Here is a 12,596-nt window from a genome sequence, read left to right as displayed (position 1 = left end):
TCCCCGGCCTGCCGCGCGCCTGTTTCCCATACTACGGACTGTGCGCGGCACTGTCAGACTCTGATGCCAACAAATCCTTCCACCATCCACTGGACCCACCAGGGTCAGCCTCAGCAAGCCCTGTGGCGCTCCGAGAGTGGCGCCTCAACGCCGCGCCGGGTAGAGGGGGCTGACGACACGCTGGCCGCCGACACGGCTTACCGCATGGCCTGTGAGGGGACGGGGTTGCTGTGGCAGGGTGATTTCCAGAACGCGCGGCACCTGCTGCAAGCGCTGATGCGCCGGGCCGACAAGAAGCCCCGCAAGGCGGCTGCAAAGGCGTCCCAGAAACTGGCGGCGGCCACGGCGGCCGAAGCGTTTCACCTGCACCGCCAGGCACAAGCGCAGCGCGCGCGGGTGCTGGCGTCGGTGCTGATTCCGCTGGAGGGGGACTACAGCATTGCGCTGCGTCGCGCGCCCGACTGGCGCCAGGCCTGCACAGAGGCCTGGGGGCCTGCGACCGGCGAGCGCTCGGTGGCCACGCTGCGCGAGCTGCTGGGACTGGTGGGCGCGCATGAATGGCGCAAGAAAGGGGTCGAAATCCCTGCGCTGGGTGCCCCGCCGCTCAACCGCATTCACCCGCACTATGGTGTGTTCTCGCCGGTGCGTGGCGAATACGTGGGGTTGGTGGCAGCAGCACCTTTGCCCAGCAAGGCCCTGGCGTTTGATATTGGCGTGGGCACGGGGGTGTTGTCGGCTGTGCTGGCGCGCCGTGGCGTGCAGCGCGTGGTGGCCACCGACCAGGATCCCCGGGCACTGGCCTGTGCGCGCGAGAACCTGCAGCGCCTGCAGCTGCTCGACCGTGTCGAGTTGCAGCAAGCGGACCTGTTTCCACCGGGCCGGGCGCCGCTGGTGGTGTGCAATCCCCCTTGGGTGCCGGCGCGCGCCAACTCGCCCATCGAACACGCCGTGTACGACGAAGGCAGCCGCATGCTCAAGGGCTTTCTGGCAGGTTTGGCGGCACACCTGGAGCCCGGCGGCGAGGGCTGGCTGATCCTGTCGGACCTGGCCGAACACCTGGGCCTGCGCCCGCGCGAACATCTGCTGGCCTGGATTGCCGAGGCGGGCCTGGTGGTGCGTGGCCGCCATGATGTGAAGCCGGTGCATGCCAAGGCTGCCGACGCGCAGGATGCGCTGCACGCTGCGCGTGCGGCCGAGGTCACGTCTCTGTGGCGGCTTGCTGCGGCCTGAACCCGCACAGACCGGCTCAATCCAGCAGCGCAGGCTGCGTAGTGGCAAAGTTTTCAGCCACCGGGCTTGCGGGCAGCAACTGGTCCAGCCGCTCACGCAGGCTGGCGGCACGCTCGGCGCCTGCAGCGAGTGCCACTTCTTCAAACATGGCTTCGCCCACGTCCAGCATGCTGGTGCGGTCCTTGGCGGCGCGCAGCGCCTCGCGGAAATGCTGTGCCAGCACAGGGTCGCGGCGCGCAAACAGGCGCTCGCAGGTGTCAAACAGGTACATGCGCGCACCGGCCAGCGACCGCAGGGACTCACCCGGTGCCGGGCGCTCGATCGACGGTGCTGTGGGCTCCGGCGTGGGTGGCAGGTCTGCCGGACCGGTCAGGTAGCCCTGGCGCATCAGGTTCTCGACAATCTGCGCGCCAATGCCGTTGTACATGGCTTGCAGGTCTGACAGCGGTTTGCCGTCGGCCAGCAGGAGCAGGGAGCGTTCGCGCAGGCTCAGGGTGCGCACGCCAGGGGAGAGTTCCAGGCGGGCTTTGTCGGTTTTTTGCAGCAGCATGGGGTGTCTCCGTGGCGGTCGGTCTCTGGAGCGACGATTCCACCAGCCGGGCGTGACGCCGTGATGACCCCTTGGGATGTCCTGCATCACAATCGTGTGCTGGCTGGCGCTGCCTCAAGCGCCGCATGCCTGCGCAATTGCTCCTTATTTGATAGCTGCTTGGGCATATTGCACTAGCGCTTGGTGCTGTTTTTGTTTGAATTTTGCTGCTGAGTGCCTGTGGAGGCTCTTTTTTCGGAGAGGGCTCATCGAGCCAGCAGAGCCCGTGACATGACCTTGCTGCTCGCCCCGATGGAGGGGCTTCTGGATTTTGTGCTGCGCGATGTGCTGACCCGCGTGGGCGGCGTGGACCGCTGCGTGTCGGAGTTCATCCGCATCACCGGCACCCTGCTGCCCGACAAGGTGTTCCTGCGCTACGTGCCCGAGTTGCGCAACGGCAGCCGTACCTTGGCCGGGGTGCCCGTGCGGGCCCAGTTGCTGGGCTCCGACCCGGTCAGCATGGCCGAGAACGCGGCGCGCCTGGCGGCGCTGGGCCCCGAGGGGATCGACCTGAACTTCGGTTGCCCCGCCAAGGTGGTCAACCGCCACGGCGGTGGCGCGGCGCTGCTGCAGGAGCCTGAGCGCATTGCGGCGGTGGTGGCTGCGGTGCGCCGCGCCGTGCCGGCGCACCTGCCGGTGTCGGCCAAGATGCGCCTGGGGTTCAACGACACCCACCTGATGCGTGAATGTGCCCAGGCCATGCAGGCAGGGGGCGCTGCTGAGCTGGTGGTGCACGCGCGCACCAAGGCCGATGGCTACCGCCCACCGGCCTACTGGGAGCACATCCCCACCATCCGCGCGGCGGTCACCATCCCGGTGGTGGCCAATGGCGAGATCTGGACGGTGGCCGACGCGCAGCGCTGCCGTGAAGTGTCGGGCTGCGACGCGCTAATGCTGGGGCGCGGCATCGTGGCGGACCCCGGCCTGGCACGCGCCATTCGCGCTGCCGATGCAGGACGTCCGGACACGGACACCGTGGTTTGGGCCGATCTGGTGCCACACCTGGCCGCCTTCTGGCAGCTGGTGTGCGACGACCTGGAGCCGCGCCAGCGCGCGGGGCGCCTCAAGCAATGGCTTAACCTGTTGCGCCGCCGGTTTGCCGAGGCCGAGGTGGCGTACCAGCATGTGCGCACCATGACGGACCAGCGGGCGATCACCGTGTGGGTGGCGGACTTGCAGGCGCAAGCACAGAGCGCCCACGGCGCTTAGGACAGGGTCTCAGGCCGCTGCTACAGCAGGTGGTCGGGCGCCAGGGGGCCCAGCAGCTGCAGCATCAGCCGCAGCGGGGCACTGGCGTCGGGCTCGGTCGTGGCGTCTGGCAGCCCGCTGCCCTCGGGGGCGCGCCAGCGCAGGCCCTGGTCGGTGGCCTGCACCTGCCACGCGGATTCTTTCAGCGCCGTGTCGATCTGAGTGAGGGCGCGGCGAGACAGCTCCGTGCTGCGGATCAGCAGCGCCACCTCGGTGTTCTGCCGCTGCGAGCGCATGTCCAGGTTCATCGACCCCACTGCCAGCAGTCGGCCGTCCACGATCATCAGCTTGGAGTGCAGCATGGCGCGCGAGCTGCCTTGCGAACCCACGGCACCCGCGCCGCCGCCCATGCTGCCCGATACGCCCAGCGCTCCCCGCAGCACCCCTGGCAGTTCGCTGTGCATCTCGTACAGCTCCACCCCCATGGCAAGCAGCTGCGGCCGGTGGCGGGCATAGCCGGCATGCGCAATGGGCGCGTCGTTGGAGGCCAGCGAATTGGTCAGCACCCGCACCCGCACGCCGCGCGCCCTCGCCGCCGCAAAGGCGGCCTCCATGTCCGGCCCCGGCACAAAGTAGGGCGAGATGATGAGCAGGTCGCGCCGCGCTTGGCCCATGAGCTGCAACAGCCCGTCCACCACAGTGTCGGTTTGGGCCTCGGTGGCTTCGGGGCTTGCGCGGGGGCTGTCGGGTGGCGCGCCGTTGGCAGATGCGGTGGCGCTATCGGCCGCCGGCAGCACGCGGGGTGGGGAGGCGGCCGCGCTGTCGGCCGCCGGTATCGTGCGGGAGCCCGAGACCAAGGCGGCAGCAGCGGCCTTGGGGCTATGGGTAGCCCCTGCGGCGGCGCTTGCGCCTGGGCCCGGCGGCGGCGCTGCCAACGCCAGAGCAGCCCCATTGCCCATCCCTGCGCTGTCGGCCGGGATCTTGGCAGGCTGGTCCACCAGCACGGCCGCCGCAGCCCAGACGAAGGGCGTGCGCTCCAGGTCCATGGGCTCGTAGTTCCAGATGCGTGCACGCTGCGCAGCAGTGGTGCCTGGCCCCATGTCGGGCGGCAGGCGGTCTGGGGCGGTGGTGCCACCCTGGCCTGCGACACGGCGTCTTCGCCCTTCGTCGGCCACACGGATGCTGTCGCGCAGGTGGTCAAGCTCGCCCTGTGTGATGAGCGACTGCACCGGGTAGGCGCGTTCGTTGTTCCAGTAGCTGTCAAAGCTGCGCGACAGGTCCCGCACGATGGGGCCTGCAGCCAGTACGTCCAGGTCCACAAAGTTACCCGAGTCGGCATTGCCGAAATAGGCGTCACCCAGGTTGCGGCCCCCGGTCACAGCCATGGCGTTGTCGGCAATGAACAGCTTGTTGTGCATGCGCTGCTGCACGCGCGAGAAGTCGCCCAGCAGGCCCAGCATGCGGCCAATGGGAGACCCCCTTGCGCCCGTGAGGGGGTTGAACATGCGCATCTCGATGTTGGGCACAAACGCCAGCCGCATCACCTGCGCATCACGCCCGGTGCTGTGGAAGTCGTCCAGCAGCACGCGCACCCGCACGCCGCGCTGGGCTGCTGCCATCACGCTGAGCAGCAGGCGTTCGCTGCTGGCGTCTGCGTGGATCGCGTAGTACTGCAGGTCCAGGGTTTTCTGTGCGGCGTCCACCAGAGCCAGGCGGCTGCTGTAGGCGGCTTGCGGGCCGCTGAGCAGCGCAAACCCCGAAGCGTGCCGCGCCCCTTCGGCGACCCTGCGTGCTGCTACCAGCTGGCCCAGGGGGGTATCGCCAGGGGCCGCCCAGGCTGCCGACACCGGGCGGTCCACATCCTTGGGCAGACCCGCGCAACCGGCGAGGGCCACGGCAACCACCACCAGCGCCATGCCCAGCCAGCCGGGGCGGGCCCGCAGGGGCAGGGTCAAGGACAAGGAGGGCAAAGACAACATGGCGCGATTGTGACCGTGGAGCCGCTGGGGCGCAGGGCTCAGGTATAGCCGTGCGCCGGCCCAGGCGATGTCAGACGGGGCGCCAAGGCGACGGCTGGGCCCTGCACCAGGCGTGGCGCCGGGTCCAGGCCGCCGCCGGTCGGGCTGACTACCAGCTCACTTCGCGGTCGGGCGTGGCGCTGATCTTGTGGATGCTCAGGTCGGCGCCGTCAAACTCTTCTTCCTGTGTCAGGCGGATACCCACCGTCTGCTTGAGGATGCCGTACACCACCACGCCGCCAACCAGGGCCCAGAGCACGCCCAGGCCGGTACCGATGAGCTGGGCCGACAGGCTGACCCCGCCCAGCCCGCCCAACGCCTTGCTGCCAAAGATACCCGCAGCCAGTCCGCCCCAGGTGCCGCACAGCCCGTGCAGCGGCCATACGCCCAGCACGTCGTCAATCTTCCATTTGTTTTGCGTCAGGGTGAACATCAGCACAAAAATGGCTCCGGCCACCGCGCCGACCACCAGCGCACCCAGCGGGTGCATGAGGTCCGAGCCCGCACACACGGCCACCAGACCCGCCAGCGGGCCGTTGTGCACAAAGCCGGGGTCGTTCTTGCCCAGCACCAGGGCGGCCAGCGTGCCGCCCACCATGGCCATCAGCGAGTTCACAGCGACGAGGCCCGAAAGCTTGTCCACGGTCTGCGCGCTCATCACATTGAAGCCGAACCAGCCCACCACCAGCACCCAGGCGCCCAGCGCCAGGAACGGGATGTTGGACGGCGGGTGGGCCGAGATCGCACCGTCCTTGCGGTAGCGGTTGGCGCGAGAGCCCAGCAGGATCACCGCCGGCAACGCAATCCAGCCGCCCATGGCGTGCACCACCACCGAGCCCGCAAAGTCGTGAAACTCTTCGCCCGTCAGCGCCTTGATCCAGCCCTGCACACCAAAATGCTGGTTCCAGGCAATACCCTCAAAAAACGGGTACACAAAGCCCACGATGACTGCTGTTGCCAGCAGTTGCGGCCAAAACTTAGCGCGCTCCGCGATGCCGCCCGACACAATGGCTGGAATGGCTGCCGCAAACGTGAGCAAGAAGAAGAACTTGACCAGCGCATAGCCGCTTTGCTGCACCAGCGATTCGGCACCGATGAAGAAATGCGTGCCGTAGGCCACTGTGTAGCCGACCACAAAATAGACCACCGTGGACACCGAAAAGTCCACCAGGATCTTGACCAGCGCATTCACCTGATTCTTTTTGCGGACTGTGCCCAGTTCCAGAAAAGCAAACCCGGCGTGCATGGCCAACACCATGATCGCCCCGAGCAAGATGAACAAGGCATCTGTGCCCTGTTTGAGTGCTTCCATAACGTCCTCGCGATAGTGATTGATCGACTCTGGTGCGTTTTCATCCGACGCCACAGATTTGCACCAAGTTGAAGCAAGAAGTGCGCCAAGAGTTGGTGCAAGGCTTTGCACCGAATTGGGGCTTTGCCAGAGGGGTAGATTTGTAGGTGGTGGATAAATGCTGTATAAATAAACAGTTTTATCGTGCATGCTGCTCCACCACTCGATCGCCATGAGTTCACTTGACCCTCCCGACGACGACCTGCCTGCACAGCCGCAGGACATCTGCATTCCGCTGCAGGCCATCCGCGGGCGCGGTGCCGCCACGGCCATGGCCCACCGCTTTGCCAAAGACCAGCGCGAACGTGCGGATGATGGGTGGAACCATCCGCGCGCCCTTGGCAGGGCCGAGGGCGTGGAGCAGGGTGGCACGGGTACGGCTCAGGATGGCAACCCGAACGGCGGGGGTGCTGAAGAGGGTGATGCATGGGGCGGGGGCGACGAGGGAGCCTGCGCCAGCCCCTCACCCGCCACCCGCGTGCATTTCGAAACGGCACGCAGTGCCCTGTGTGCCAACGACTCGCCCGATATCTTTTTTGAACTCTCGGTGAACCCCTACCGGGGCTGCGAGCACGGCTGCATCTACTGCTACGCCCGGCCCACGCACAGCTACCTCAATTTTTCGCCCGGGCTCGACTTTGAGACGCAGATCGTGGCCAAGCACAACGTGGCGCAGGTGTTGCGTCAAGAGCTTGCACAGCCGCGTTACGTGCCGCGTTTGCTCAACATCGGCTCCGCCACCGACTGCTACCAGCCCGTGGAGCGTGACCTGAAGCTCACGCGCAGCGTGATCGAAGTGATGCGCGAGGCGCGCCACCCGTTTTCGCTGATCACCAAATCCAGCGGCGTGGAGCGCGACCTGGACCTGCTCGCCCCGCTGGCAGCGCAGCGCTTGGCGGCGGTGTACATCACCATCACCACACTCGACGCTGCGCTGGCTCGCCGCATGGAACCCCGCGCCGCCGCGCCCCACCGGCGGCTTCGCACCATCCGTGCATTGGCCGAGGCGGGTGTGCCGGTGGGCGTGAGCGTGGCTCCCCAGATCCCGTTCATCACCGAAGACATGGAGCAGGTACTGGAGGCTGCACGCGACGCCGGTGCGCGCACCGCGTTCTACACGGTGCTGCGGCTACCGTGGGAGCTGGATGCGTTGTTTCGAGAGTGGCTCGCCGTGCACTACCCGCAGCGTGCAGCGCGCGTCATGGCCCGGGTGCAAGACCTGCACCCCCTGACCGGGGCCCAGCGCGCAGCCGGCAAGACCTATGACAGTGACTTTGCCACCCGCATGAAAGGGAGCGGGCTCTGGGCCGACCTGCTGCGCCAGCGGTTTGCCAACACCTGCCGCCGCTTGGGGCTCAACCGGGAGCGCGAGGGGCTGGACCTGGGGCAGTTCAGGCCGGGACTGCTGAAAGGGCAGGGGAGCCTCTTCTAGATCCCGTGCCCACCTCCGTGCACTTTGCACTGCGCGCCGCAGGCCGCAATGCGTTGCCTCGTCAGCCCCCCCACACCCGCTGCACTATCTGGGTGTACAGCGGAATACCCACCAGGATGTTCAGCGGAAACGTCACCCCCAGCGAGAGGCTCACGTACAGCGACGGGTCGGCTTCTGGGATGGCATAGCGCACCACGGCAGGCACCGCGATATAAGACGCGCTGGCGGCCAGCACCATGAGCAGCACGGCATCCCCCGTGGGCACCTGCAGCAGCCAGGCCAGCGCCAGGGCCAGGCTGGCGTGCGTCAGCGGCCCCAGCACCGCGTAAGCCAGCAGCCATGGCGACTGCTTGCGCACCGCAGGCAGGTTGCGAGCCGTGGACAGGCCCATGTCCAGCAAGAACAGGCACAGCATGCCCTTGAACAGATCGCCCGAGAACGGCTGCATGGCCGCCTTGCCGGCATCGCCAGTCACCATGCCGATCACCATGGCGCCCAGCAGCAGCAACTGGGTGCCGTCGGTGAACGACTCGTGCAGGATCTTGCCCACCGACAGGTGAGGCCCTGGTTTGCCTGGCGCGCCGCCTGCGCTTGCGCCACCCAGTGCGGGGCCCCCTGCCGACGCCATGGCGACCACCGGTGGCACGCGCAGGAGGGGGCTTGAGGGGGTGACTGCCAACGACTGAGCCACAGACTGCCGCTGCCGCATCGCATTGGCCAGCATCACCGCCAGGATGATGGCGGGCGACTCCATCAGCGCCATGGCTGCCGCCATGTAGCCGCCGTAGGCAATGTGCTGTGACTCCAGGTACTGCGTGGCCGTCACAAAGGTCACGGCGCTGACCGATCCGTAGGTGGCTGCGACCGCCGCCGCGTTGAAGCCCGACAGCACCCGCCGCAGCAGCGCATAGCCCACCAGCGGCACCACCACGGCCAGCAGCACCGCCAGCCCCAGACTGCTGGCCACACTGGGTGTCAGGCCTGAAGCTGCCAAGGCAAACCCGCCCTTGAGGCCCAGCGCCATCAGCAGGTAGATGGACAAGAACTTCGAGATCGCCGCCGGCATCTCCAGGTTGGATCGGACCAGGCCCGCAAACACTCCCAGGGCAAAAAACAAAATCGCGGGGTCCAGCAAGCTTTGCATCATTCAACTCCTTGTTGGGGGCCGATGCTAGGGATGTGTGGCTGCAAAGTAAAATCGATTCGAACGCGGTTATCTATAGATAAAAATCTATGAACATCACCTTTCGCCAGCTGCGGCTGTTCCTGGCGCTGGCCGAGACGGGCAGCGTCAGCGCCGCCGCCAAGGTCATGCATGTCACGCAGCCCACGGCCTCCATGCAGTTGCGTGAGGTGACCCAGGCCGTGGGCCTGCCGCTGTACGAGGTGGTCTCACGCCGTGTACACCTGACCGAGGCGGGACACGCCCTGGCCCGCACTGCGCGTGCCATTGCGGGCGAGTGGGATGCGTTCGAGCAGCGCGTGTCGGGCGCCAAGGGCCTCACCAGCGGGCGCCTCAAGGTCGCCGTGGTCAGCACCGCCAAATACTTTGTGCCCCGCCTGCTGGGCAGCTTCTGCAAGCTGCACCCGCAGATCGATATCTCGCTGGAGGTACTCAACCGCGACCACGTCATCACCCGCCTGCGCAGCAATCTGGACGACCTCTACGTCATGTCCATGCCGCCTGCGGATTTGCCACTGGAGGACCAGATCCTCATGCCGAACCCGCTGGTTGTCATCGCCCCCGCAGGCCACCCCCTGGCCGCCAAAAAGCGCATCAAGCTCGCGCAATTGCAGACGGAGCGTTTCATCCTGCGCGAAAAAGGCTCCGGCACCCGCATGGCCACCGACGCCCACCTGCGCCAACTGGGTTTTGCGCCCAGCGCATTGCTGGAGCTGGGCAGCAACGAAGCCATCAAGGAGTCGGTGGAGGGCCAGCTGGGCGTTTCCATCGTCTCTCACCACGCCCTGGGCCCGCACCACGAGGGGCTTGCCGTGCTCAACGTGCAGGGCTTTCCCATCCAGTCGCAGTGGCACCTAGTCTGGCCCAAGGGCAAGCAGCTGTCACCGATTGCCGAGGTGTTCCGGGCGCATTTGGTGGGGGAGGTGGAGGGCTGGATGGCACTGCGGTGATTGCGCACCCAGCGGGCTCGCCGAAGGCGGCGGCCTTGGTGATGACTGGGGGCGCTTAACGCCGAATGCTGTGCTGCCTGCAAAGGGACGGCCCCGCCACAAGCGGGTGTTCGGTCTCAATGGACATGCCGATGGTGGATGTCAGGGTAGTGCGGGTGCGTGTGCTTCAGTGGCAGGTGCGTGTGTCGATGGCTGTGTTTGCCGCTGCCGCAATGCTCTACGCCATGCGCGTGCTGGTGGTGCTCGTCATGTTCGTGTTCGTGCTCGTGTTCCAGCGCTTCGTGTTGGTGCTCATGGCTGTGGTGTTCCGTGAGGTGCAACCACACCCCCAGGCCCATCAGCGCAGCGGCCATCCAGAACACCCATGACGTTGGTTCCGAGAACACCAACAAGGACACAACCACCCCCATGAAGGGCGCGGTGGAGAAGTAGGCTCCCGTGCGGGCTGTGCCGAGCCCGCGCAATGCCAGCACAAACAGCACAAGGCTCAGTCCGTATCCCAAAAGGCCGACAGCCATCGTTGCAGACAGTGTGGCCCACGAAGGCCAGGCGGCGCCCATGCTGATGGCCAGCGTGGTGTTGACCGACCCCGCGATCAGGCCCTTGATGCTGGCAACGAAGAGCGCGTCGGAGGCAGAAACCTTGCGTGTGAGGTTGTTGTCGATGGCCCAGCACAAGCAGGCCAGGCCCACCAGCCAGGAGCCCGTGCCGCCGGGTTGCCACGGAGAGCCGGTCTGCCAGCCCAGGGCAATGCCTCCCGCCACGATGGCAAGCATGCCCCCCACGATGCGCCGGTCGGCGTTTTCTTTGAACACCCACCAGGCAATGACTGCGGTCAGCACCGCTTCCAGATTCAACAGCAGCGAAGCCGTGGCGCCGCTGGTGGAGTGCAGTCCCAGCATCAGCGCCACCGGCCCCACCACGCCTCCAAACAGCACGGCGACCAGGAGCCAGGGCCATTCATTCAAGGGAATGCCAGAGGGCTTGAGCCCGCCATCGCGGACCACAAGCACCAGGGCCAGTCCCAGGCCGCTGCCCAGATACAGAAGGCCTGCCAGCAGCACCGGTGGCAGGTCGCCCGTCAGCAGCTTGGCAAAAGGGGTGCTGGCGCCGAACAGCACCGCTGCGCCCAGGGCGTAAATGACGCTTTGATTCATGGCGGAATCTTCTACTTGAAGGCGCCTGGCGTCTTCAGCGGCTGTGGGCCGACCGGGCTGGAGTCACTCCACCACCGGTGCGCGCGGGGGGCGCCGCCCATCCAGGGGCAACGGCGTTCTTTGCCATGACCCGCAGTGACCCGCAATGGACCTCCTCGGGCGGGCACCGCTGTCGGCAGGCCTGTTTACACCAGCACGTCCCGCAAAGACGCGTCCTTGTCGAACTGCGCCTTGGCAAACGGGCACAGCGGGACCACCTTGGTGCCTGTGGCCCTGGCCCATTGGACCAGTGCGTCGAGCAGCGCGCGCCCCACACCCTGGCCGCTGAGCGATGGGTCCACCTCGGTGTGGTCCACGATGATCATCGTGGCGTTGGTGCGGCTGTAGGTCATCTCGGCCAGGCGCTGGCCGTTGCGCTCGATGTAGAACGCACCTTTGGCGTCCTGTTCCTGGTGGTGAATGGTGTGTGGCATGTTGGGGCGCAAGGGGTATGGGTCTGCGTCAGAGTATGGTGCATCCGGTGCTGCAGTGGCGGCCCGGCCCGGCGGGGCGGGCTCCATCGGCTTGCGGCGCCTACTGGACTTGGAATGCCTCGGACAAAAACTCTGCCGTGGCGCGCACCCGGGCCGTGCGTTGCAGGTCGGGGTGCATGACTTGCCAGACCTCGTAGTCGGTCGCCCGGCGGCGCTCGGGCCAGATGCGCACCAGGCCTTCGCGCGCCCCCATCCACACCGGCATTTCACCCAGGCCAATGCCCGCCGCCACGCCCTTGCGCACCAACAGGCTGGAGCGCACGGCCAGCGCAATCCGGGCCTGGCGCGCAGGCACGCCCGCCATGGTCAGAAACGGGCTTTGCTCCAGGTAAGGCGCGTAGGCCACCAGGTGGTGGCCGCGCAGTTCGTCCTCTGGCACCGGCATGCCAAAACGCTCGACATAGCCCGCACTGGCGAACAGGCCCACAGGCCACGACACCACGCGGCGCACCACGAGGTCGGGCGTCTCGGGCCGGACGTTGCGGAAAGCGATGTCCACCTGGCGGCGGCTGAGGCTGAGCAACTGGGTGGACACCTCCAGGTCCACGCGAATGTGCGGCCAGTGCTGCTGCAGGCGCTCAATGGCGGGCATGAGCAGGTCGATGGCGATCGAGTCAGTGCTGGTCACGCGCACCAGGCCGCCGGGGCTGGTGTCCTGGCCCTCGATGCGGGTGCGCAGGTCCAGGGCCGCGCTTTCCATGCGGCGGGCCGCGGCAAGCGCTGTCTCGCCTGCAGCGGTGAGCAGGTAGCCGTCCTTGGCACGCAGAAACAGCTTGGCGCCCAGTTCGGCCTCCAGCGCGTTCAGCCGCCGCCCGACGGTGGCCTGGTCCACGCCCAGGCTGCGCGCGGCGGCGCGCAAGGAGGGCGCGCGGGTCAGGGCAAGAAAGATGCGGGTGTCGTCCCAGTTCATGGCCGTATGGAGGTTGCGGATGAGGGGTGAGTGTGATGCAAATTTGCATTGCTGT

Annotated in this window: 11 protein-coding genes; 4 read left to right on the top strand and 7 right to left on the bottom strand. The window is 66.9% G+C overall.

The features are described 5' to 3' along the window. Positions 1-63 precede the first annotated feature (63 nt). Positions 64-1,230: a class I SAM-dependent methyltransferase gene (locus ASC83_RS16825; RefSeq protein ID WP_056064931.1), complete on the top strand. Its 1,167-nt coding sequence runs from the start codon at positions 64-66 to the stop codon at positions 1,228-1,230. Between the two features lie 16 nt (positions 1,231-1,246). Here the strand turns inward: ASC83_RS16825 and ASC83_RS16820 are convergent, their stop codons facing one another. Next, positions 1,247-1,780 (bottom strand): hypothetical protein, encoded by a 534-nt coding sequence (locus ASC83_RS16820; protein WP_056064929.1) that lies wholly within the window; start codon positions 1,778-1,780, stop codon positions 1,247-1,249. Between the two features lie 270 nt (positions 1,781-2,050). Here ASC83_RS16820 and ASC83_RS16815 point away from each other — a divergent pair, with 270 nt between their 5' ends. After that, entirely contained in the window at positions 2,051-3,028 is a 978-nt protein-coding gene (locus ASC83_RS16815; RefSeq protein WP_056064926.1) for a tRNA-dihydrouridine synthase, read from the top strand. A gap of 20 nt (positions 3,029-3,048) precedes the next feature. Here ASC83_RS16815 and ASC83_RS16810 read toward each other — a convergent pair whose 3' ends face one another. Together ASC83_RS16810 and ASC83_RS16805 are read right to left on the bottom strand one after the other, a co-directional pair. Further along, complete coding sequence (locus ASC83_RS16810) at positions 3,049-4,986, bottom strand: phospholipase D family protein (protein WP_056064924.1); 1,938 nt, start codon at positions 4,984-4,986, stop codon at positions 3,049-3,051. A gap of 148 nt (positions 4,987-5,134) precedes the next feature. Next, the gene (locus ASC83_RS16805; RefSeq protein ID WP_056064922.1) at positions 5,135-6,337 is read right to left on the bottom strand and encodes an ammonium transporter; all 1,203 of its coding nucleotides are present in this window, start codon (positions 6,335-6,337) and stop codon (positions 5,135-5,137) included. A 211-nt stretch (positions 6,338-6,548) separates the two neighbouring features. On the opposite strand from ASC83_RS16805, the gene ASC83_RS16800 reads away from it, so the two are divergent. Continuing rightward, the gene (locus tag ASC83_RS16800; protein WP_056065188.1) at positions 6,549-7,808 is read left to right on the top strand and encodes a PA0069 family radical SAM protein; all 1,260 of its coding nucleotides are present in this window, start codon (positions 6,549-6,551) and stop codon (positions 7,806-7,808) included. A 61-nt stretch (positions 7,809-7,869) separates the two neighbouring features. Here ASC83_RS16800 and ASC83_RS16795 read toward each other — a convergent pair whose 3' ends face one another. Further along, complete coding sequence (locus ASC83_RS16795) at positions 7,870-8,952, bottom strand: sodium-dependent bicarbonate transport family permease (protein ID WP_056065187.1); 1,083 nt, start codon at positions 8,950-8,952, stop codon at positions 7,870-7,872. An 89-nt stretch (positions 8,953-9,041) separates the two neighbouring features. Here ASC83_RS16795 and ASC83_RS16790 point away from each other — a divergent pair, with 89 nt between their 5' ends. Then, entirely contained in the window at positions 9,042-9,941 is a 900-nt protein-coding gene (locus tag ASC83_RS16790; RefSeq protein ID WP_056064920.1) for a LysR family transcriptional regulator, read from the top strand. Positions 9,942-10,057: 116 nt separating this feature from the next. Here ASC83_RS16790 and ASC83_RS16785 read toward each other — a convergent pair whose 3' ends face one another. The 3 genes from ASC83_RS16785 to ASC83_RS16775 all read right to left on the bottom strand — a co-directional run bounded on the left by ASC83_RS16785 (position 10,058) and on the right by ASC83_RS16775 (position 12,541). Continuing rightward, entirely contained in the window at positions 10,058-11,098 is a 1,041-nt protein-coding gene (locus ASC83_RS16785; protein ID WP_056064918.1) for a DMT family transporter, read from the bottom strand. 185 nt (positions 11,099-11,283) lie between these two features. Further along, a complete protein-coding gene (locus ASC83_RS16780; protein ID WP_056065186.1) occupies positions 11,284-11,571 on the bottom strand; it encodes a GNAT family N-acetyltransferase in 288 nt (95 codons plus the stop codon). A 100-nt stretch (positions 11,572-11,671) separates the two neighbouring features. After that, on the bottom strand, positions 11,672-12,541 hold the full coding sequence (locus tag ASC83_RS16775) for a LysR family transcriptional regulator (protein ID WP_056064917.1): 870 nt from the start codon (positions 12,539-12,541) through the stop codon (positions 11,672-11,674). Between the last annotated feature and the right edge of the window lie 55 nt (positions 12,542-12,596).

Source organism: Acidovorax sp. Root402, assembly GCF_001425125.1.
Classification (GTDB): domain Bacteria; phylum Pseudomonadota; class Gammaproteobacteria; order Burkholderiales; family Burkholderiaceae_C; genus Acidovorax; species Acidovorax delafieldii.
The sequence above is the reverse complement of the archived record's forward strand: the minus strand, read 5'-3'. Positions and strand labels throughout refer to the sequence as shown.

What these genes read in the sequence shown, in the direction of transcription:
- ASC83_RS16825 (WP_056064931.1), top strand. Translation starts at nt 64, where the DNA reads ATGCCAACAAATCCTTCCACCATCCACTGGACCCACCAGGGTCAGCCT.
- ASC83_RS16820 (WP_056064929.1), bottom strand. Translation starts at nt 1,780, where the DNA reads ATGCTGCTGCAAAAAACCGACAAAGCCCGCCTGGAACTCTCCCCTGGC.
- ASC83_RS16815 (WP_056064926.1), top strand. Translation starts at nt 2,051, where the DNA reads ATGACCTTGCTGCTCGCCCCGATGGAGGGGCTTCTGGATTTTGTGCTG.
- ASC83_RS16810 (WP_056064924.1), bottom strand. Translation starts at nt 4,986, where the DNA reads ATGTTGTCTTTGCCCTCCTTGTCCTTGACCCTGCCCCTGCGGGCCCGC.
- ASC83_RS16805 (WP_056064922.1), bottom strand. Translation starts at nt 6,337, where the DNA reads ATGGAAGCACTCAAACAGGGCACAGATGCCTTGTTCATCTTGCTCGGG.
- ASC83_RS16800 (WP_056065188.1), top strand. Translation starts at nt 6,549, where the DNA reads ATGAGTTCACTTGACCCTCCCGACGACGACCTGCCTGCACAGCCGCAG.
- ASC83_RS16795 (WP_056065187.1), bottom strand. Translation starts at nt 8,952, where the DNA reads ATGCAAAGCTTGCTGGACCCCGCGATTTTGTTTTTTGCCCTGGGAGTG.
- ASC83_RS16790 (WP_056064920.1), top strand. Translation starts at nt 9,042, where the DNA reads ATGAACATCACCTTTCGCCAGCTGCGGCTGTTCCTGGCGCTGGCCGAG.
- ASC83_RS16785 (WP_056064918.1), bottom strand. Translation starts at nt 11,098, where the DNA reads ATGAATCAAAGCGTCATTTACGCCCTGGGCGCAGCGGTGCTGTTCGGC.
- ASC83_RS16780 (WP_056065186.1), bottom strand. Translation starts at nt 11,571, where the DNA reads ATGCCACACACCATTCACCACCAGGAACAGGACGCCAAAGGTGCGTTC.
- ASC83_RS16775 (WP_056064917.1), bottom strand. Translation starts at nt 12,541, where the DNA reads ATGAACTGGGACGACACCCGCATCTTTCTTGCCCTGACCCGCGCGCCC.